This window comes from Pantoea sp. JK, assembly GCF_026130245.1.
Taxonomy (GTDB): Bacteria; Pseudomonadota; Gammaproteobacteria; order Enterobacterales; family Enterobacteriaceae; genus Pantoea; species Pantoea trifolii.
Genome location: NZ_JAINFN010000005.1, coordinates 181,792 through 200,879, shown reverse-complemented (window position 1 = coordinate 200,879; position 19,088 = coordinate 181,792). Strand labels below are relative to the sequence as shown.

Here is a 19,088-nt window from a genome sequence, read left to right as displayed (position 1 = left end):
CTCATCAAGGAGTTAAGCGATGAACCAGCTAGATGCATTAAAACAGTACACCACCGTGGTGGCAGACAGCGGCGATATCGAATCCATTCGCCATTATCACCCGGAAGATGCGACCACCAACCCATCATTGATTCTGAAAGCCGCCGGTCTCGACGCCTACAAACATCTGATTGATGACGCCATCGACTACGCGAAAAAACAGGGCGGCAGCAAAGAGACGCAAATCATCAACGCCAGCGACAAAGTGGCAATCAACCTCGGTATGGAAATTCTGAAAAGCGTACCGGGCCGTGTTTCGACCGAAGTGGATGCGCGCCTCTCCTTCGATCGTGGCATGTGTGTGACCAAAGCCGAGAAGCTGGTCCGTCTGTACGAAGAGCATGGCATCGACCGCTCACGCATTCTGATCAAGCTGGCTTCGACCTGGGAAGGCATCAAAGCCGCCGAGGAGCTGGAAAAAAACGGTATTCAGTGCAACCTGACGCTGTTGTTCTCCTTCGCTCAGGCGCGTGCCTGTGCTGAAGCCGGTGTGTTCCTGATCTCGCCGTTTGTTGGCCGAATTTACGACTGGTACAACTCCCGCAAACCGATCGACCCGTATGTAGTTGATGAAGATCCAGGCGTGAAATCTGTGCGTCGTATCTACGATTACTACAAGAAGCACCGTTACAGCACCGTCATCATGGGTGCCAGCTTCCGTAAAGTAGAACAGATACAGGCGCTGGCCGGCTGTGACCGTTTGACCATTTCCCCTAACCTGCTGGAAGAGCTGGCCAACAGCGACGCGCCGCTGGAGCGTAAGCTGGAGCCATCAACCGAAGGCTTCCATCAGCCGGCTTCACTGTCTGAAGCGGAATTCCGCTGGGAACACAATCAGGATCCGATGGCGGTAGAAAAACTGTCAGACGGCATCCGTCAGTTCGCCATCGACCAGCAGAAGCTGGAAGACGTGCTCTCTTCTCGTCTGTAATCCGCACTCACTCTTATGGCGGATGGGCATTGGCTCATCCGCTATCGCCAAATCACAAGGGAGAACCTTATGTCTTCACGCAGAGAGTTGGCTAACGCAATTCGTGCACTCAGCATGGATGCGGTACAAAAAGCAAATTCCGGACATCCCGGCATGCCGATGGGCATGGCCGATATCGCCGAAGTTTTATGGCGCGATTTCCTCCATCACAATCCCAATAATCCGGCATGGATTGATCGCGACCGCTTTATTCTTTCCAACGGTCACGGTTCAATGCTGCAATACAGTTTGCTGCATCTCACCGGTTACGATCTGCCGATGGAAGAGTTAAAAAACTTCCGCCAGTTACATTCCAAAACGCCAGGTCACCCGGAACTCGGATACACGCCAGGCATCGAAACCACCACCGGTCCGCTCGGCCAGGGCTTAGCCAATGCCGTGGGCATGGCGATTGCCGAGCGCACGCTGGCGGCGCAGTTTAACCAACCCGATCACGACATCGTTGACCATTACACCTACGTGTTTATGGGCGATGGCTGTTTGATGGAAGGCATCTCGCACGAAGTGTGCTCGCTGGCCGGTACGCTCGGTCTTGGCAAGCTGATTGGTTTCTACGACCACAACGGTATCTCGATTGATGGTGAAACCGAAGGCTGGTTCACCGACGATACGCATAAACGCTTTGAAGCCTATAACTGGCATGTGATCGGCAGCGCAGAAGGTATTGATGGCCACGATCCAGAAGCCATTGCGGCGGCGATCAAGGAAGCGCAAAGCGTTACCGATAAGCCGTCACTGATCATCTGCCGCACGGTGATTGGTTTCGGTTCGCCGAATAAAGCCGGTAAAGAAGAGTCACACGGCGCAGCGCTGGGCGAAGAAGAAGTGGCGCTGACGCGACAGAAACTCGGCTGGAAGTACCCGGCGTTCGAGATTCCCAAAGAGATTTATCAGCAATGGGATGCTAAAGAAGCCGGCAGTCAGCGTGAGAAATCCTGGAATGAAAAATTTGCCGCCTACAAAGCCGCCCATCCGCAGCTGGCAGAGGAATTCAGCCGCCGCGTGAGTGGCGAAATGCCGGTAAATTGGGAAACGGAAACCCAGAAATTTATTGAGCAGTTGCAGGCTAATCCGCAAAAAATTGCCAGCCGTAAAGCCTCGCAAAATACGCTGGAAGTGTATGGCAAGCTGCTGCCGGAATTCCTCGGCGGTTCGGCGGATTTGGCACCAAGCAACCTCACTATTTGGTCGGGTTCAAAATCGATCAAAGAAGATCTCGCCGGTAACTACATTCACTACGGCGTGCGTGAGTTTGGTATGACGGCGATTGGCAACGGCATCGCCACGCACGGCGGCTTCGTGCCGTACACTGCAACCTTCCTGATGTTCGTCGAGTATGCGCGTAACGCGGTGCGCATGGCGGCGCTGATGAAAGCGCGTCAGGTGCTGGTGTATACGCATGACTCCATCGGCCTCGGCGAAGATGGCCCGACGCACCAGCCGGTTGAGCAAATCGCTGGCTTGCGCGTTACGCCAAACCTCAGCTTGTGGCGTCCATGCGATCAGGTAGAAACCGCTGTAGCCTGGAAAGCTGCCGTTGAGCGCCATCACGGGCCAACCGCGCTGATCCTGTCGCGTCAAAATCTGTTGCAGCCGGATCGCAGCAAAGAGCAGGTGGCGAATATCGCGCGCGGGGGTTACGTGCTGAAAGATAGCACGGGCACACCGGAAGCGATCATTATCGCCACCGGTTCAGAGATTGAAATCGCGCTCGGCGCGGCGGAAAAACTCACCGCCAACGGCCACAAGATTCGTGTCGTGTCGCTGCCGAGTACCGACGTGTTTGATAAGCAGGATGCCGCTTATCGCGAATCGGTGCTGCCATCTGGCGTGAAAGCGCGCGTGGCGGTCGAAGCCGGTATTGCGGATTACTGGTACAAGTATGTCGGGCTGGACGGCGCGATTGTCGGTATGACCACCTTTGGTGAGTCTGCTCCGGCCGGCAAACTGTTCCCGGAATTCGGTTTCACCATCGAGAACATCGTTAGCCATACCGAAGCATTACTCAAGCCGCACTAATCGATCTGGCCCTACGTCTTTTTGGCGTAAGGGCCATTTTTTGATCACAGCCTGATACAGAAAAAAATCTGCCCTGCCCTCTTCACGCCTCGCTCAAACTGATTACTATAAGCTTTCCTCCGATTCTCATAGCGGACGCTTTCCCGTTGAAAAAACGTACTCCTTTTTTACTGGCCTTAATGGTCTCAGTGCTTCCATTAAAAAGCATGGCGCAGTCATCGCCCGATCCACTGTTGGCATCGCAAATTGTTGATCGTTACGCTGAGCACATTTTCTATGGCAGCGGCGCAACCGGCATGGCGCTGGTAGCGATTGACGGCAATCAGCGGGTTTTCGCCAGCTTTGGTGATACGCGCCCCGGCAACAACGTGCGTCCGCAGCCCGATTCGGTGATTCGTATTGCCTCGCTCAGCAAGCTGATGACCAGCGAAGTGATGGTGAAGATGGCAGAGCGCGGTCAGCTACGTCTTGACGATCCGCTGAGCAAATACGCGCCGCCTGGCGCGCGCGTGCCAAGCTATAACGGCCAGCCGATTCGCCTGATTAACCTTTCCACGCATACCAGCGGCCTGCCGCGCGAGCAGCCCGGCGGTAAGCCGCATCGTCCGGTGTTTGTCTGGCCGACCAAGTCCGATCGCTGGCAATGGCTGAGCGGCGCCGCATTAAAGGCCGCGCCGGGCACCAATGCCGCCTATTCCAACCTGGGCTTTGATCTGCTGAGCGATGCACTCGCCAAAGCGGCGGGCATGCCGTATCCGGCGCTGTTTCAACAGTTGATAACGCGTCCGTTGGGCATGAAAGACACCACTTTCACGCCGTCACCGGATCAGTGTCAGCGCCTGATGATTGCGGAGAAAGGCGCCAGTCCGTGTAACAACACGCTGGCGGCTATCGGCAGCGGCGGCGTTTACTCAACGCCAGACGATATGGGCCGCTGGATGCAGCAGTTCCTCAACTCGGCGGTGAATCACCGCACGCCGCAAATCGATCGCCTGCAAACGCTGATCTACCGCCGCGACCAGTTGACCAAAGTCGAAGGCATGGATGTGCCGGGTCGCGCCGATGCGCTGGGCATGGGTTGGGTGTATATGGGGCCGAAGGACGGTCGTCCGGGAATTATTCAGAAAACCGGCGGCGGCGGCGGCTTTATTACCTATATGGCGATGGTGCCGCAGCACAACGTTGGTGTGTTTGTGGTGGTGACGCGCTCGCCGTTAACGCGTTTCACCCCGATGAGCGATGGCGTGAATAATATGCTGACGGAATTGGTGGGCAATCAGTCGGGTTCACCGATGACGGTGCAAGCGATTCGTTAATCATATGGGGAAGGTCGCCATTAATGGCGACCCTACAGATTAACGCGACTGCACCGGGTTCTGCGATTCGGTAACCCACAACGTTGGCCAATCTTCACTGCTGTGCCACGCATCGCAGGTCTTCTCTTCCGCATACTCCGCCAGCACAAATTCGTTGCCGTCATACTGCCAGCGCGTCGCCACGCCGCAATCACCCAATCCACGTCCTTTACTGAAGGTGTAAAGCAATCCATGGCTGGCATCGAATTCGGCGTTCACCAACTCCAGCTGATTATCGCTGCGTGATGCTGGGGTGAACGGCAACGTTAAGCTCAAGCCACGCGACACATAAGGCGCATCACGCGTCACTTCAAATGCCAGATCGATAACGTTATAAGCACCGGTTTCACAGCTGATCAGCAGCAGCGCTTTGCTGTCGGTGAGCGGTGAAACGCTCACTTCACGCCGCAGCGGATCGAGCGAGCAGTTATCGGTATTCACCCGCCAGGTACCAAAATCAATCAAACCGCTGGTCTCTTCCTGCGTCAGCGGCGGCGGCGGCGGTAACGGCGCGGGTAACGCCGGCAACGCGGGTTGCGGCGGCACATCCCACTGCACGCGGTCGCCACGCCTCACCCAGGCGCTGGCACCGTTGACGCGGCCCTGCACGTCATCCATCAACAATAACGCTGCCTTCATGCCGCTGAGCGGAATGGTAGCGTTGGCTTTATAGGTCAGTTGCAGATTTTGCGCATCCAGCGTCTGCGCCAGAAACTCGTCGATGGCGATAGCATTGCTGGTCGCCAGATGGTGCGGCTCCACCGTCCAGTGTTTGAGATCCGGCGTCAGACGGCGTTGATCAAGCAACAAATTATCCTTGAGCGGGCCGCCAGGCAGCTCACCGCTGTAGGCGCTGCCGTAATCGATGCGCAGTAAGGGGCGATCGTTGACGCCAGCATGACGTGAAATCGTCATCACTAAGCCGTTGTCACCGGGAAAACTGCGTGCCACGCAAAAAGCCGCATTGTTACAGGTCAGTTGCCAGTCAGAAAATGACTTTTGCAGTGGCTGAGCCTGTACGCACGCGACGAAAAGAAAGGGCAATAAAAGCAGTAACTTCATCCAATACGACATCAAAAAAATCGGTCCCCAAATTCCTGGAAAGAAAATAATAGCGCAACGGGAACGCTGTCAGCAGGCCTAAACTGTGAGCCGGCCCTAAAAGCGGGGTCAACCGCTGAAAAAGACATCACCTTGTAGCGATCGGGTATTGGATGACGCAATGGCTCATCATCCGTTTTGACCGATTCCTGCTCAATCGGATTCGTCGCACTCTTGTTGACGCATCACAAAACGGTCAAATACACACAAACGGGCATAAGCGGTCATGCTAGGTTAATTCCATGTTGCGGCTATGCAACGCGCGTAGAACGCAGATTTCGCGACATTAGGCGATTTTATGTGAAGTGCGTCACTTAATTTTGATAACCAGACATCTCATTTACATTGAAGAAAGATCCAGATCACTCTAATCAGCTAAGGCGTATTGGTGACTGTGGACTCGTGCGCAGCCCACACTTTCCAAATGCGCTATCCAGTAATTTATATCCATCGGAGGTTAGTATGTTGCCGATTGAAAGACAGCAGCGAATTATTGACGAATTAAATGTAAATGGTCGGGTCATTGTCGCTGAATTAGTCACGTTATGTCAGGTTTCACAAGAAACCATTCGGCGTGATTTAACTCAGCTGGAGAAACGTGGTCTGTTACAACGCAGTCACGGTGGTGCGGTACCAGCAAAACGACAGGCCGCTAACATTCAGGGAAATACAAGAGGCGTTAACGAGTATGAATTATCTTTCCGCCAGAGAATAAATGAACACGTTGATGCCAAGATGGCGATTGCCAAACGCGCACTCGATTTCATTAGCCCTGGCGATTGTATATTACTCGATAGCAGCACCACTTGCTGGTATTTAGCGCGACAGCTGCCAGATATTGAATTAACGGTATTAACCAATTCCATCAGGATTGTGCAAACCCTTGCGGCGCGCGGCAGTATCCGCACCATCTGTCTGGGAGGAGAATATTCTGACCGTTATGAAGATTTCCACGGCGTGGTCGCCGAGCAACCGCTCAGGGAATTTCAGATCAATAAGATCTTTTTTTCCTGTAGCAGTTTAGGTAATGACGGTTATTTACGTGAAGGTAACGAAAACAACGCACATTTAAAACAGCAAATGTTATTAGCAGCGGAAAGAAAACATCTGTTGCTGGACGGAAGTAAATTCCTGCGGCCCTCATTCGCGCGTATTTGTCATTATCGCGATGTGGACTTTCTCATCACTGACCAATTAAAAGACAAAGAGCTGGAACAAGAATTAGCGTGGAACGGCGTCAATATTATTGATTGCTCCCAGCGCAGCCATTCTATGCAGCTAATAAAAAATTAAATCGGAGTCTTTATGAAAAAACATCTTATCGCCTGTTCTCTGCTCGCCCTGTTTGCCGCCTCCGGCGCGCACGCTGCTGACAAATTACGCATGGGCATCGTGGTGAAAATTGGCGGTATTCCGTGGTTCAACGCCATGGAAGCGGGCATCAAGAGTGAAGCGGCGAAACGCGGCATTGACGCGTGGATGGTGGGCCCAACGGCGGCCGATCCGGCTCTGCAGGTGCGTGCTATCGAAGATTTGATTGCCCAGAAGGTCGACATCATTGGCGTGGTGCCGAATGACCCGAAGGTGCTGGAGCCGGTGCTGAAGCGCGCCCGTGATGCTGGCATTGAAGTCATCACCCACGAATCGCCGGATCAGAAAGGCGCTAACTGGGACTTCGAACTGGTGGATGCGCCGACGCACGGCATCAACCATATGAAAGCGCTGGCGAAATGCATGCATGAAGAGGGCAAATACGCCATGTACGTCGGCAGCCTGACCGTGCCATTGCATCAGCAGTGGACCGATGCGGCGTTGAATTACCAGAAAGAACACTATCCGAAGATGCAGATGGTCACCGACAAGTTTGGCGTCGGCGAATCGCTGGATGACTCGATTCGTACCACCAATGAGCTGATGTCCAAATACCCGGATTTGAAAGGGATTATGGCCTTTGGTTCACAAGGTCCGATTGGCGCCGGTCGTGCGGTGATGAACCGTAACAAAATTGATCAGGTGTGCGTGATTGGTGCCTTCAGTCCTGGCCAGGGCGCATCGCTGGTGCAGCGCGGCGCAATCAAAGGCGGCTACATCTGGAACCCGCAGACCGCTGGCGAAGTGTTTGTGCGTATCGCCGAAATGATGCAGAAGAAAGAGCCAATCACCGACGGAATGACCATCGAGGGTTTGGGCAAAGTGAAAGTTGATGAGGCGACCCACACCATCCTCGGCAACAACACCGAAAGCCTGGACAAAGAGAACCTGCCAAAACTGGTGAAAATGGGGCTGTAATGATGAAAGAGGTGATCCCACAGACGCTGATTGCGCTCGACAACCTGTCGAAAACATTTGGTGGCAACCGCGCACTGAGCGATATCTCGCTGACCTTACTGGCTGGCGAAGTGCACTGTCTCGCTGGCACCAACGGCTGTGGCAAGAGCACCTTAATCAAAGTCATTTCCGGGGTGCACGCCCCGGATAGCGGCAGCCGCATTACGCTGGGCGAAGGCCCAAGCTTCCCGCGCCTGACCACACGTCAGGCGCGTGACTTCGGCATCCAGGTGATTTATCAGGATCTGTCGCTGTTCCCCAATCTCAGCGTGGCGGAAAACATCGCCTTCGAGCACAACCTGAGTAGCCTGCTCGGCTGGCACCGCAAAGCCAAACTGCGTGAATCGGCGCAGCGCATTATTGATGAGCTGAAGTTTGACCTCGACCTCGATGAAAAAGTGGCATCGCTTTCGATTGCCGCCCGCCAGCAGGTAGCGATTTGCCGTGCGCTGGTCGCTGATGCGGGGCTGGTGATCATGGATGAGCCGACTGCTTCATTGACGCGCACCGAAGTGAATCAGCTGCTGCGCACCGTGCGTTACCTCAAAGACAAAAACATCTGCGTGGTGTTTGTCAGCCATCGTCTGGATGAAGTGCTGGAGATTTCGGATCGCGTGACGGTGATCCGCGACGGCCGCAAAATGGGCTGCTGGCCCGCCAAAGCGATGACGCCGCACCATCTGACCGAACTGATGACCGGCCTGAAACTCGACTATCAGCTAAAAACGCCGACGCGCAATGACGATCGCCTGATCCTCGAAGTCGAAAAGCTGACGCGCGCCGGACAATATCACGACGTTAATTTCAAACTCTATCAGGGCGAAGTGCTGGGCCTGTGCGGCCTGCTGGGCTCTGGCCGTACCGAACTGGCGCTGTCGCTGTTTGGCATGACCAAGCCCGACAGCGGCAAGATCTGGCTCGACAGCAAACCGGTGCGCTTCCGTGGACACGAGGACGCGATCAAAGCGGGTATCGGTTATGTCTCTGAAGATCGCTTAACGCTGGGTTTGGTGCAGCAGCAATCGGTGGCCGACAACATGGTGCTGCCGATCCTCGACAAACTGCAAAACCGTTTCCACCTGATTGACGAATACCGCAAGAATAAGCTGATCCTGCAGTGGATTCAGCAGCTTGGCGTGCGCGTCGCCGATCCCAATCTGGCGATCTCCACGCTCTCCGGCGGCAACCAGCAGAAAATCGTGCTGGCGAAATGGGTGCTGACGCAGCCGCGCATCCTGATCCTCGATTCGCCCACGGTTGGCGTGGATGTCGGCGCTAAAGCCAGCATCTATCAGCTGATTCATCTGCTGGCGAAGGAAGGTTTGTCGATCATCCTGATTTCCGACGAAGTGCCCGAGGTTTGGTACAACTGCGACCGCATCCTGCACTTCCGTGATGGCACCGTTCATGCCGAATACCAACCCGATACCGTTGAGCAACAGCAGCTGGCGGAGGTGATCAATGCCTGATTTTTCTCGTTTACGTCCGAGCTCCAGCCAGGGCTGGCTTGCCTGGGTTTTGCTGGCGTTCATCGTGTTTTTCTCTGCCGCCAGCGACCAGTTCCTGACGGTGCAAAACCTGCTGGATCTGGCGGAAAGCTACGCCGTGACCGGCATCTTCGCCCTCGGCCTGTTTGTGGTGCTGGTGACCGGCGGCATCGATATCTCCTTTGCTGCGGTGGCGTCGGTGGTGCAATACCTGATCGCCTCGCTGTTTGTGCAGTTCCAGTTTGATAACGCCCTGCTCAGCATTCTGCTGGCGGTGGTGTGCGGCACGCTGTTTGGCGTAATCAACGCCCTGCTGATTACCTCGCTGCGCGTGGTGTCGATCATCATCACCATCAGCATGCAGTCGCTGCTGTTTGGCCTGTTGATGTGGGTAACCGGCGGCAAAAGCCTCTATTCGCTGCCGGACTGGTGGATCACGCTGCGCAGCGTGCTGCCCTTCAACTGGCAAGGCAACAGCTTCCAGATTGGATTGCCGCTGGTGACCATGCTGGTGATTGCCGGACTCACCGCGCTGCTGCTGAACAAAACCAATCTTGGCCGCCAGCTGTATGCGGTAGGCGGCGATGCGGAATCGGCGCGCCGTATCGGTATTCGCGTGGGTCTTATCCACATCTTCGCCTACGGCTGGCTGGGTGCGATGGCGGCGATTGGCGGCTTAGTGCAGGTCTATCGCATGGGTGAAGTGGTGCCGAATGCGCTGGTTGGCGGCGAGCTGGATGTGCTGGCGGCCACGGTGCTGGGCGGTGCCAGCCTGATGGGCGGCAAAGGCACGGTGAGCGGCACCTTAATGGGCGTGTTCCTCATCGCCATTCTGAAGAACGGCCTCAACCTGATTGGCGTCTCCAACTACTTCATGAACATCGTGGTGGGCGGCGTGATCATGGTGGCCATCGCCGTGACTCACTACAAAAAACGTAAAGAAACTGATGTCAGTTTCGTCTAACGGAAGGCGCATTCACATGAAATCACTCTCTGCTCTGCGTCCGGACGGCACCAATATCGGCCTGATGCTGCTCATTGCGCTGGCGCTGGCGACCTTCACCATCATGCTACCGGGCCGCTTTCTCACGGATTCGACCTTTATGAGCATGGCGTTCCAGTTGCCTGAGCTCGGCTTGCTGACGCTGGCGATGTTTATCGCCATTCTCAGCGGCGGACTGAATCTGGCGATCATCGCCACCGCTAATCTGACGGCGCTGTTTATCGCCTGGACGCTGATGCGCGCCCTGCCCGCCGATGCGGGAACCGGTATGCAACTGTTGTGGCTGTTCATCGCCATCATCGGCGCGATGCTGATTGCCGCGCTGATTGGCGTGATTACCGGCGTGATGGTAACGCGCATCGGAGCGCACCCGATTCTGGTGACGCTGGCGACCATGATGACGCTGAACGGTATCGGCATCTGGCTCACCAAAGGTGCGGCGGTCAGCGGCATGCCGTCGGTGGTGCAGGCGCTCGGTTCCAACACGCTGCTTGGTGTTCCGCTGCCGCTGTGGGTGTTCCTGATTGCCGCCGCGCTGCTAGCGCTGTTCCTCGGCAAAACCCGCGCCGGTAAATGCATCTATATGGGCGGCAGCAACATCAACGCCACCTGGTTTAGCGGCATCAACACCCATCGCATGGTGATTCTGGTGTACGTCATCTCCAGCCTGCTGTGCGTGTTGGCCGGATTGATCATGATGGCACGCTTCAACTCGGCGCGTATGGGTTACGGCGATGCGTATCTGCTGCTGACGGTGCTGGCGATCATCCTTGGCGGCACCGATCCCAACGGCGGCTTTGGTCGCGTCACCGGCGTGGTGCTGGCGCTGATCGCGCTGCAAGTGCTCTCCACCGGCTTCAACCTGATGAACATCAGCCAGCACGTCAGCCTGGCGATGTGGGGCGCGGTACTGATTGTGGTGCTGGCCTTCAAACAATTCAAAACCCGCTTTAACGAACATCGTGCCGTCAAACTCAGCAAGCTGGCCGCGGCGCTTAACCCTTTGACCGAAAAAAAGGAAGTATGATGCGTATTCAAGTCTCCCCGTCGTTGATGTGTATGAATCTGATGGAGATCAAGCACCAGCTCGCCGTGCTGGACTCCCGCGCCGACTTCCTGCACATCGATATTATGGATGGTCACTACGTGAAAAATATCACGCTGTCGCCGTTCTTTATTGAGCAGATTCGCCCGTTCACCAAAGTGGCGCTGGATGTGCATTTGATGGTCGAGCAACCCACCGATTTCATTGAAGTGATTGCCAAAGCCGGCGCGGATTACATCTGCCCGCACGCCGAAACCATTAACCGCGATGCGTTCCGCGTGATCAACATGATCCGCAGCTTCGGTAAGAAAGTTGGCGTGGTGCTCAACCCCGCGACGCCGGTCTCCTTTATCCATCACTACATTCATCTGGTGGATAAGATCACCGTGATGACGGTGGATCCGGGCTATGCCGGACAACCGTTTATTCCGGAAATGGTGCTGAAGGTCCAGGAGTTGAAAGCGCTGAAGCAGGCCAACGGCTATCAATACCTGATTGAGATCGACGGTTCCTGTAACACCCGCACTTACAACACGCTGGTTGGCGCGGGCGCAGAAGTGCTAATTGTTGGTACTTCCGGTTTGTTCAATATTCACGACGATCTGGAAACCGCCTGGAATATGATGCGCGAAAGCATCGATGAGGCTCAGGGATTGGCGCAGGTATCCGCATGAAAAAATGCTGGCTCGGTATCGACATTGGCGGCACCGGCACACGTCTGCAGCTAATGGAAGCAGGCCGCGTTTGGTCGAGCTTCCGTAAAGTGCCGACGGCCAGCTGGGCGCAACAACCTGATGCGCTGAGCGCGTTGGGCGAGTTAATCAGTGAAACGCTGGAGCAGCAGCCGGTCAGCGGCGTGATGCTCGGATTACCCGGCATTCTGAGCCGCGACCGCCAGCAGGTGATTTCTCTGCCATTTATTCAGGCGCTGGATCAACAACCGGTTGCCGCGCTGCTTACCGAACGTCTTGGCGTGCCGGTGGCGATGGATAAAGATGTTAACCATCTGATGCTGTGGGATTTACTGCAGCTGGAGCAGCTGCCGGACAGCGCGGTGGGTTTGTATCCCGGCACCGGCATGGGCAACAGCTTGTGGATCAACGGTCAGTTTTATCATGGTCAGCACGGCGGCGCGGGTGAGCTTGGCCATGTGCCCGTTGCCGGCAACGATCTGCCCTGCCCGTGCGGCAATCGTGGCTGTGCGGAAACCGTCACTTCCGGCCACTGGCTAAGCCGCTGGGCGAGCGCTAACGTGCCAGAAACTAACATGTCGGCGCTGTTTAGCCAGCATCGCGAGCATCCGGAGCTACAGGCTTTTGTGCAGCGCCTGGCGCAGTTGATTGCCACCGAGATGAACATCCTCGATCCGGAATACCTGATTCTCGGCGGCGGCGTGCTGGCGATGGCGGACTTTCCGCTGGCGCAGTTGCGCAGCCAGATTCAGCAGCATCTTCGTCCACCCGCCACGCGCGACGGTTTGAAGATCGTGTTTAGCCAATCCACCGATCACACCGGTTGTCGCGGTGCCTGTTTAGCCGCCGAACGTCTGTTCAGGAGTGCATGATGAAAGGAAAAGTGTGTGTGTTTGGCTCGTTCAACCTCGACGTGGTCGCGGTGATGAACCGCTTTCCGATGCCGGGCGAATCGCTCACCGCCCATACCAGCATGATGGGACCGGGCGGCAAAGGTGCCAACCAGGCAACGGCTGCGCTGCGTGCCGGCGCGCGGGTGCACTACATCGGGAAGATTGGTAACGATGACTTCGGCATGTTTGCGCGTCGTCATCTGGAAAAGACCGGTTTCGATGCCATCACCTTGTTTACCTGCAAGGAGAAACCCACCGGCAATGCGCTGATTTACGTTGCCGGTGACGATGCCGAGAACATGATTTCGGTCTATCCCGGCGCAAACACCACGGTAACTGCCGCCGAAGTGACGCGCTGCCAACCCACCGTTGCCGCCGCCGATATTTTGCTGGTGCAGCTGGAGAATAATCTCAGCGCCATCCAGCGCATGCTCGACAACGCGCGCGCTGGCGGCACCTTTGTGATTATGAATCCCGCACCGTGGCAGAAAGTTACTGATGCGCTGCTGGCGAAAGTGGACTTGTTGACGCCGAACAGCACCGAAGCGATGCAGCTAACCGGCGTGAAAGTCACCGACTTCCCCAGCGCGCAGCAAGCGGCAGAAAAGCTGCACCGCAAAGGCGCGCGTCAGGTGATTATTACCTTGGGGGTGTCCGGCGCGTTGCTTTCGGTAGCCGGGCAGCCGCCGCTGCGTATTCCGCTCTTCCCGGCGCAGCCGCTGGATACCACCGGCGCAGGCGATGCGTTTAACGGCGCACTGGCGGCGCGGCTGGCTTCTGGCGATGAACTGCCGCAGGCAGCGCTATTTGCTTCAGCTTACGCTTCGCTGTGCGTGGAACGCTCCGGTGCGGCTCACTCGATGCCCTCTTACGCCGAAGCGCTGGCGCGGTTGCAGGCGTATCCAGAGTGTGTACCGGAAGCGTTGGGAGAATTGGTATAATCCTGTGCGGTAATGGACAAGGTCGGCATAAATGCCGACCCTACGGGTGTTGTAGGGTCGCCATTTATGGCGACCTGGCCAAATTTACGGCTTTAACCACCCGGCGATCTGGGCATGCTGCAACAGCATAATGGCTTTGCCGTCACGAATGCGGCCGTCTTTCACCATCGCCAGCGCTTCCGGGAAACTCAGCTCCAGCACGGTAATCTCTTCATCCTCAACGCCACCGCCGTTGTTGGCGCGCTGCGCATCGCTGTATTGCGCAGCGAAGAAGTGGATCAATTCGGTGACACCGCCCGGCGACATATAGACTTCGTAGAGTTTCTCCACCTTGCCCACCTGATAACCGGTCTCTTCAATCGCTTCTTTGCGAATGCACTCTTCCGGCGAGTCGTCATCCAGCAGCCCCGCGCAGGTCTCAATCAGCTCGCCGCTTTCGTTGCCATTCACATAGGTAGCTATACGGAACTGACGCACCAGCAGAACGCTATTTTTTTCAGTGTTATACAACAGGATGGTGGCGCCGTTACCGCGATCGTAAACTTCGCGCTTGTGACGCACGACTTCGCCGTTGTTGCGGGTGAGTTCGTAGGTGAAGTTGCGCAGCACAAACCAGTTTTCTGACAGCAACTTGTCTTTGATGATGTTGATCTTTAACGACATAACCGCTCCACTGCTAAATTGAGGGAGCCTGAGATGATAGGACGAAGCGGCGGAGAAAACTATCTGAATTGTGAGGATGGTGGAGGTATAAAAAGGAGGTCGCCATAAATGGCGACCCTATGGGGGAAACACGCTCAAACGTAGGGTCGCCATTTATGGCAACCGGTTCAAAAACCGTTTGGCTGATCTTTCATATCCGGCAGATGGTGCGCGATACCTTTGTGACAATCGATACAGGTTTTCCCTTCCTCAATCGCCTTGCTATGCATCTTCGCGGCCACGGTTTTCTGCGCAGTGAAATCCATATAATCAAAGTTGTGGCAGTTACGACACTCCTGCGAATTGTTGTTTTTCATCCTGCGCCACTCGTTTTGCGCCAGCTCGATGCGGTGATCCTCGAACTTTTGCGGCGTATCGATGATGCCGAAAATCTTGGCATACACCTCTTTGCTCGCCTGGATCTTACGCAGCATTTTCGGGCCCCACTCGTGCGGCACATGACAATCCGGACAGGTGGCGCGCACGCCGCTGCGGTTGTTGTAGTGCACCGTCTGCATATATTCCTGATAGACGTTATTGCGCATCTCGTGGCAGCCGATACAGAACTGCTCACGGTTGGTCATCTCCATCGCGGTGTTGAAGCCGCCCCAGAAAATGATGCCGCCAGCAAAGCCCAGAATCAGCAAGGTGCCGAGCGCCAGACGACTTGGACGTCGCCACCAGCGCCAGATGCGCAGAAGTTTCTCTTTCATCATGTCCTCACTTACCGAATCCGTCAGCCGGTTTGAAGGTGTTTTCCACCACCGGTTTGGCATCGGTTTGCGGTACGTGACACTGCAGGCAGAAGTAGCGGCGCGGCGACACGGTGCTGCTCACCAGACCATCGCGATCGGTAAAGTGCGTTGGGCTGACACGCGGCGCGCCGGTGGTGAGATAGCTCTGCGTGCCGTGACACTGCAGACAACGGTTCACGTTTTTCGTCACCTGATAGCCATCCACGCTGTGCGGGATCACCGGCGGCTGATTCACGTAGTTCAACGGCTTGCGGCTCTGCTCTTTGGGCTGATGAATAGTGCCCTGCTGCGTGGCCGTCACTTCCGGTGACTGGTTGAGATCGACGCCGTTATTGGCGTAAACCGTGCCGCCCAGCATCAGGGCGGCCAAAGTAACGAGTGTGATTAAGGGTTTCATTGCATCCTGCCTTAAATTTTAACCAGCTTGACGGCGCATTTTTTGTAATCGGTCTGCTTCGACAGCGGATCGGTGGCGTCCAGGGTGACGTTGTTGGCCAGCACGCCCGCATCAAAGAACGGCATAAATACCAGACCTTTTGGCGGCTGATTGCGACCGCGCGTCTCCACGGTGGCAAGGGTTTCACCACGACGCGATACCACGCGGACCTTCTCGCCGCGACGGAAATTGCGCTCTTTGGCATCCAGCGGATGTATATAGAGTAGCGCCTGCGGCACCGCGCGGTGCAGCTCCGGCACGCGACGCGTCATGGTGCCGGTATGCCAGTGTTCCAGTACGCGACCGGTACAGAACCACAAGTCATACTCTTCATCCGGCGATTCCGCTGGCGCTTCGTAAGGCAGCGCGAAGATGGTGGCTTTGCCATCCGGCTTGCCGTAGAAACGCACGCCTTCACCGGCTTTCACGTAGCTGTCGTATCCTTCGCGATAGCGCCAGCGCGTCTCTTTGCCATCGACAACCGGCCAGCGCAAGCCGCGCGCCTGATGGTAAACATCGAACGGCGCGAGATCGTGGCCGTGACCGCGACCAAAGCTGGCGTACTCCTCGAACAAGCCTTTCTGGATGTAGAAGCCAAACTCGCGCGCTTCATCATTCAGCTGGTCATCTGCCACTTCACTCAGCGGGAACTGATTGACCTGGCCGTTGGCGTACAGCACATCAAACAGCGTTTTGTCGCGCAGCTCAGGATTCTGCGCCAGCAGCGCTTCCGGCCACACTTCCGCTACTTTGAAACGTTTGGAGAAGTTCACCAGCTGCCACAGATCGGATTTCGCATCGCCCGGCGCTTTCACCTGCTGATGCCAGAACTGGGTGCGACGCTCGGCGTTGCCGTAGGCGCCCTCTTTCTCCACCCACATCGCGGTAGGCAGAATCAGGTCAGCCGACAAGGCGCTGACGGTGGGATAGGGATCGGAAACCACGATGAAGTTGCGCTCATCGCGCCAGCCCGGCATACGCTCCTGCGTCAGGTTCGGACCGGCCTGCATATTGTTGTTACACATCACCCAATAGGCGTTGAGCTTGCCATCTTTTAGCGCGCGATCCTGCGCCACGGCGTGCAAACCAATTTTGGCTGGCACCGTGCCCTGCGGCAGCTTCCACAGCTTCTCGGCGGTGGCGCGGTGTTTGTCATTGTTGACCACCATGTCCGCCGGTAAACGGTGGGCGAATGTACCAACTTCACGCGCCGTGCCACACGCCGACGGCTGGCCGGTGAGCGAGAACGGACCGGTGCCCGGACGCGAGATTTTGCCGGTCAATAAGTGCAGGTTGTAGCACAGGTTATTGGCCCACACGCCACGCGTATGCTGGTTGAAGCCCATGGTCCAGTACGACACCACGTTCACTTTCGGGTCGGCATAGAGTTCGGCGAGTGCGATCAGCTGATCTTTCTCCACGCCGCTCATTGCGCTGGCTTTTTCCACCGTGTACTCGGAAACAAACTTCGCAAACTCGTCGAAGCTCATCGGCGTGGATTCGCCGCTGTCCGGGTTCTTCGCCGCAGCCTGACGCGGATCGGTGGGACGCAAGCCGTAACCAATGTCCGTCACACCTTTGCGCAGCGTCACGTGGTTCTGCAGGAAGGTTTTATCGACCTTGTTGTTCTGAATAATGTAGTTGGCGATGAAGTTGAGGATCACCAAATCGCTTTGCGGCGTGAACACGATCGCGTTATCGGCCAGCTCAAAGCTGCGATGACGATAGGTGGAAAGCACCGCCACTTTGACGTTGTCATTGCTAAGACGACGCGCGGTGATACGTGACCAGAGAATCGGGTGCATCTCCGCCATGTTCGAGCCCCACAGCACAAAGGCGTCGGCCTGCTCAATGTCGTCGTAGCAGCCCATCGGTTCATCCATACCGAAGGTGCGCATAAAGCCGACCACCGCCGAAGCCATGCAGTGACGCGCGTTCGGGTCGAGGTTGTTGGTGCGGAAACCGGCTTTCATCAGCTTGGAGGCCGCGTAACCTTCCCATACCGTCCACTGGCCGGAACCGAACATGCCGACCGAATCCGGGCCGTTGGCTTTCAGCGCCGCTTTGAACTTCTCTTCCATGATGTCGAAGGCTTGATCCCAGCTGACCGGCGTGAACTCACCCTCTTTGGCATATTTACCGTCGGTCATGCGCAGCAGCGGCTGGGTCAGGCGATCTTTTCCGTACATGATCTTCGGCAGGAAATAGCCTTTGATACAGTTCAGACCTCGGTTCACTTCGGCCTGCGGATCGCCCTGCGAAGCCACTACGCGGCCATCCTGGGTGCCGACCAGCACGCCACAGCCGGTGCCGCAGAATCGGCACGGCGCTTTTTCCCAGCGAATCGGCGCAGCCAGCGAGGTCGCGGCTTTGGTCACGGTAGGAATGGTGAGTCCTGCAGCCGTGGCAGCAGCAGCCGCCGCATTGGCCTTCATAAAATCACGACGACTTATACTCATGATGCTTCCTTACAAGGTTCTTCAATTTCGTCTTGCTGGTGATACACCAGCGATACCGCCAGCACGCCAGCGATGTTGCGGCTCTCTTCAATATTGCGCAGCAGCGCGGCGCTATCTGCCGCACCCAGCGTCACCGCCAGCGTGCCGCGCGCGGCGTCTTCGGCAGCGATATCGCAATCGTCAAAGGCCAACAGCGCACTTTTCACGGCGGGAATCGACGCCGGGCGCGCCTGAATCACCAGGCCGCAGACGTGCCAACTGTGTTCATGGTTCATGATGTAATCCTGTGGCTGAGACCGGGCAAGGCGCGATGCAGGCGCCGCAACCGGTGCAATGCTGCGGAAGGGTTTCAGGCTGTGCGATGCCGTTCGGCATCAAATGGAAACGGATGGCTTGCTGTTCGCAACTCTCCTGGCAGCTGCGGCAATTCACGCCAAGAAAGGTGATGCAGCGGTTGTCGATGCGAATGCGTTGCGGAAACGGCTCGGTTTCACGCGCGTGGAACAACGGCTGCGGGCAAGCCTCTGCGCAGGCGGCGCAGAACGTGCATTCACCCTGCAGAAAATCGAGGTGCGGTACTTCACCGGCAGCCAGGCGGATGATGTGGGTTTCGCAGGCAGCCACGCATTTGCCGCAGCCATCACAACCGTTCTCTCCCCGCCACCACGGCAAAGCGATGCCGTCAGCAGACGCTACGCGCTGCCCGGTAAAGAGTTCACGTCGCGACAGCGCCATCGGTTCACCTTAAACGGGGGAAAGAGAGATGGTGCGTAAAATAACCTGACGCTAATGAGGGCTATATCACCCCAAAGGGGTAAATCCCGACGTGGGATCAAGTGAAG

18 protein-coding genes are annotated in these 19,088 nt (G+C 56.4%); 11 read left to right on the top strand and 7 right to left on the bottom strand.

Features of this window, described 5'->3' with window-relative positions:
- Window positions 1–19: 19 nt before the first annotated feature.
- The 3 genes from tal (at window position 20) to ampH (ending at window position 4,365) form a co-directional block, all read left to right on the top strand.
- Window positions 20–970, top strand: coding sequence for a transaldolase (gene tal, locus PanJK_RS13250; protein ID WP_256697056.1), 951 nt, complete (start codon window positions 20–22; stop codon window positions 968–970).
- Window positions 971–1,039: 69 nt separating this feature from the next.
- Complete coding sequence (gene tkt / locus PanJK_RS13245; protein ID WP_265300306.1) at window positions 1,040–3,049, top strand: transketolase; 2,010 nt, start codon at window positions 1,040–1,042, stop codon at window positions 3,047–3,049.
- Between the two features lie 146 nt (window positions 3,050–3,195).
- The gene (gene ampH, locus PanJK_RS13240; RefSeq protein WP_265300303.1) at window positions 3,196–4,365 is read left to right on the top strand and encodes a D-alanyl-D-alanine-carboxypeptidase/endopeptidase AmpH; all 1,170 of its coding nucleotides are present in this window, start codon (window positions 3,196–3,198) and stop codon (window positions 4,363–4,365) included.
- A 39-nt stretch (window positions 4,366–4,404) separates the two neighbouring features.
- Here the strand turns inward: ampH and PanJK_RS13235 are convergent, their stop codons facing one another.
- The gene (locus tag PanJK_RS13235) at window positions 4,405–5,478 is read right to left on the bottom strand and encodes a DUF1176 domain-containing protein (RefSeq protein ID WP_265300301.1); all 1,074 of its coding nucleotides are present in this window, start codon (window positions 5,476–5,478) and stop codon (window positions 4,405–4,407) included.
- A gap of 489 nt (window positions 5,479–5,967) precedes the next feature.
- Here PanJK_RS13235 and PanJK_RS13230 point away from each other — a divergent pair, with 489 nt between their 5' ends.
- From PanJK_RS13230 to PanJK_RS13195, 8 genes are read left to right on the top strand one after another with little or no spacing between them, the layout of a single operon-like run.
- A complete protein-coding gene (locus PanJK_RS13230; protein ID WP_154190452.1) occupies window positions 5,968–6,798 on the top strand; it encodes a DeoR/GlpR family DNA-binding transcription regulator in 831 nt (276 codons plus the stop codon).
- A 12-nt stretch (window positions 6,799–6,810) separates the two neighbouring features.
- Window positions 6,811–7,794, top strand: coding sequence for a substrate-binding domain-containing protein (locus tag PanJK_RS13225; protein WP_265300296.1), 984 nt, complete (start codon window positions 6,811–6,813; stop codon window positions 7,792–7,794).
- Between the two features lie 2 nt (window positions 7,795–7,796).
- Window positions 7,797–9,302, top strand: a complete 1,506-nt coding sequence (locus PanJK_RS13220) for a sugar ABC transporter ATP-binding protein (protein WP_265300545.1) — start codon at window positions 7,797–7,799, stop codon at window positions 9,300–9,302.
- The gene (locus PanJK_RS13215) at window positions 9,295–10,284 is read left to right on the top strand and encodes an ABC transporter permease (RefSeq protein WP_256697061.1); all 990 of its coding nucleotides are present in this window, start codon (window positions 9,295–9,297) and stop codon (window positions 10,282–10,284) included. The genes PanJK_RS13220 and PanJK_RS13215 overlap by 8 nt, the downstream gene beginning before the upstream one ends.
- 16 nt (window positions 10,285–10,300) lie before the next feature.
- A complete protein-coding gene (locus PanJK_RS13210; RefSeq protein ID WP_179449942.1) occupies window positions 10,301–11,350 on the top strand; it encodes an ABC transporter permease in 1,050 nt (349 codons plus the stop codon).
- Window positions 11,350–12,042 carry a D-allulose 6-phosphate 3-epimerase gene (alsE, locus tag PanJK_RS13205; RefSeq protein WP_256698437.1) on the top strand — a complete coding sequence of 231 codons (693 nt, stop codon included), beginning with the start codon at window positions 11,350–11,352 and terminating at the stop codon, window positions 12,040–12,042. Before PanJK_RS13210 ends, alsE begins: the two co-directional genes overlap by 1 nt.
- The gene (alsK, locus tag PanJK_RS13200) at window positions 12,039–12,932 is read left to right on the top strand and encodes an allose kinase (RefSeq protein WP_256697062.1); all 894 of its coding nucleotides are present in this window, start codon (window positions 12,039–12,041) and stop codon (window positions 12,930–12,932) included. The genes alsE and alsK overlap by 4 nt, the downstream gene beginning before the upstream one ends.
- Window positions 12,932–13,894, top strand: a complete 963-nt coding sequence (locus PanJK_RS13195) for a ribokinase (protein ID WP_265300544.1) — start codon at window positions 12,932–12,934, stop codon at window positions 13,892–13,894. Before alsK ends, PanJK_RS13195 begins: the two co-directional genes overlap by 1 nt.
- Window positions 13,895–13,978: 84 nt before the next feature.
- Here PanJK_RS13195 and nudK read toward each other — a convergent pair whose 3' ends face one another.
- The 6 genes from nudK to napF form a co-directional block, all read right to left on the bottom strand.
- Window positions 13,979–14,557: a GDP-mannose pyrophosphatase NudK gene (gene nudK, locus PanJK_RS13190; protein WP_061717931.1), complete on the bottom strand. Its 579-nt coding sequence runs from the start codon at window positions 14,555–14,557 to the stop codon at window positions 13,979–13,981.
- 167 nt (window positions 14,558–14,724) lie between these two features.
- Window positions 14,725–15,309, bottom strand: a complete 585-nt coding sequence (gene napC, locus PanJK_RS13185; RefSeq protein WP_008107860.1) for a cytochrome c-type protein NapC — start codon at window positions 15,307–15,309, stop codon at window positions 14,725–14,727.
- Window positions 15,310–15,316: 7 nt separating this feature from the next.
- Window positions 15,317–15,748 (bottom strand): nitrate reductase cytochrome c-type subunit, encoded by a 432-nt coding sequence (gene napB / locus PanJK_RS13180; protein WP_007890846.1) that lies wholly within the window; start codon window positions 15,746–15,748, stop codon window positions 15,317–15,319.
- Window positions 15,749–15,759: 11 nt separating this feature from the next.
- On the bottom strand, window positions 15,760–18,246 hold the full coding sequence (gene napA / locus PanJK_RS13175; protein ID WP_265300289.1) for a nitrate reductase catalytic subunit NapA: 2,487 nt from the start codon (window positions 18,244–18,246) through the stop codon (window positions 15,760–15,762).
- Entirely contained in the window at window positions 18,243–18,521 is a 279-nt protein-coding gene (locus PanJK_RS13170) for a chaperone NapD (protein WP_008107865.1), read from the bottom strand. The genes napA and PanJK_RS13170 overlap by 4 nt, the downstream gene beginning before the upstream one ends.
- Window positions 18,511–18,981 (bottom strand): ferredoxin-type protein NapF, encoded by a 471-nt coding sequence (gene napF / locus PanJK_RS13165; RefSeq protein ID WP_265300285.1) that lies wholly within the window; start codon window positions 18,979–18,981, stop codon window positions 18,511–18,513. Before napF ends, PanJK_RS13170 begins: the two co-directional genes overlap by 11 nt.
- Window positions 18,982–19,088: the final 107 nt, after the last annotated feature.

Coding starts and splice junctions, on each gene's coding strand:
- napF (WP_265300285.1), bottom strand. CDS start 18,981: ATGGCGCTGTCGCGACGTGAACTCTTTACCGGGCAGCGCGTAGCGTCT.
- PanJK_RS13195 (WP_265300544.1), top strand. CDS start 12,932: ATGAAAGGAAAAGTGTGTGTGTTTGGCTCGTTCAACCTCGACGTGGTC.
- tal (WP_256697056.1), top strand. CDS start 20: ATGAACCAGCTAGATGCATTAAAACAGTACACCACCGTGGTGGCAGAC.
- napC (WP_008107860.1), bottom strand. CDS start 15,309: ATGAAAGAGAAACTTCTGCGCATCTGGCGCTGGTGGCGACGTCCAAGT.
- nudK (WP_061717931.1), bottom strand. CDS start 14,557: ATGTCGTTAAAGATCAACATCATCAAAGACAAGTTGCTGTCAGAAAAC.
- PanJK_RS13210 (WP_179449942.1), top strand. CDS start 10,301: ATGAAATCACTCTCTGCTCTGCGTCCGGACGGCACCAATATCGGCCTG.
- napA (WP_265300289.1), bottom strand. CDS start 18,246: ATGAGTATAAGTCGTCGTGATTTTATGAAGGCCAATGCGGCGGCTGCT.
- PanJK_RS13235 (WP_265300301.1), bottom strand. CDS start 5,478: ATGTCGTATTGGATGAAGTTACTGCTTTTATTGCCCTTTCTTTTCGTC.
- PanJK_RS13215 (WP_256697061.1), top strand. CDS start 9,295: ATGCCTGATTTTTCTCGTTTACGTCCGAGCTCCAGCCAGGGCTGGCTT.
- napB (WP_007890846.1), bottom strand. CDS start 15,748: ATGAAACCCTTAATCACACTCGTTACTTTGGCCGCCCTGATGCTGGGC.
- PanJK_RS13170 (WP_008107865.1), bottom strand. CDS start 18,521: ATGAACCATGAACACAGTTGGCACGTCTGCGGCCTGGTGATTCAGGCG.
- PanJK_RS13230 (WP_154190452.1), top strand. CDS start 5,968: ATGTTGCCGATTGAAAGACAGCAGCGAATTATTGACGAATTAAATGTA.
- PanJK_RS13225 (WP_265300296.1), top strand. CDS start 6,811: ATGAAAAAACATCTTATCGCCTGTTCTCTGCTCGCCCTGTTTGCCGCC.
- alsK (WP_256697062.1), top strand. CDS start 12,039: ATGAAAAAATGCTGGCTCGGTATCGACATTGGCGGCACCGGCACACGT.
- alsE (WP_256698437.1), top strand. CDS start 11,350: ATGCGTATTCAAGTCTCCCCGTCGTTGATGTGTATGAATCTGATGGAG.
- PanJK_RS13220 (WP_265300545.1), top strand. CDS start 7,797: ATGAAAGAGGTGATCCCACAGACGCTGATTGCGCTCGACAACCTGTCG.
- tkt (WP_265300306.1), top strand. CDS start 1,040: ATGTCTTCACGCAGAGAGTTGGCTAACGCAATTCGTGCACTCAGCATG.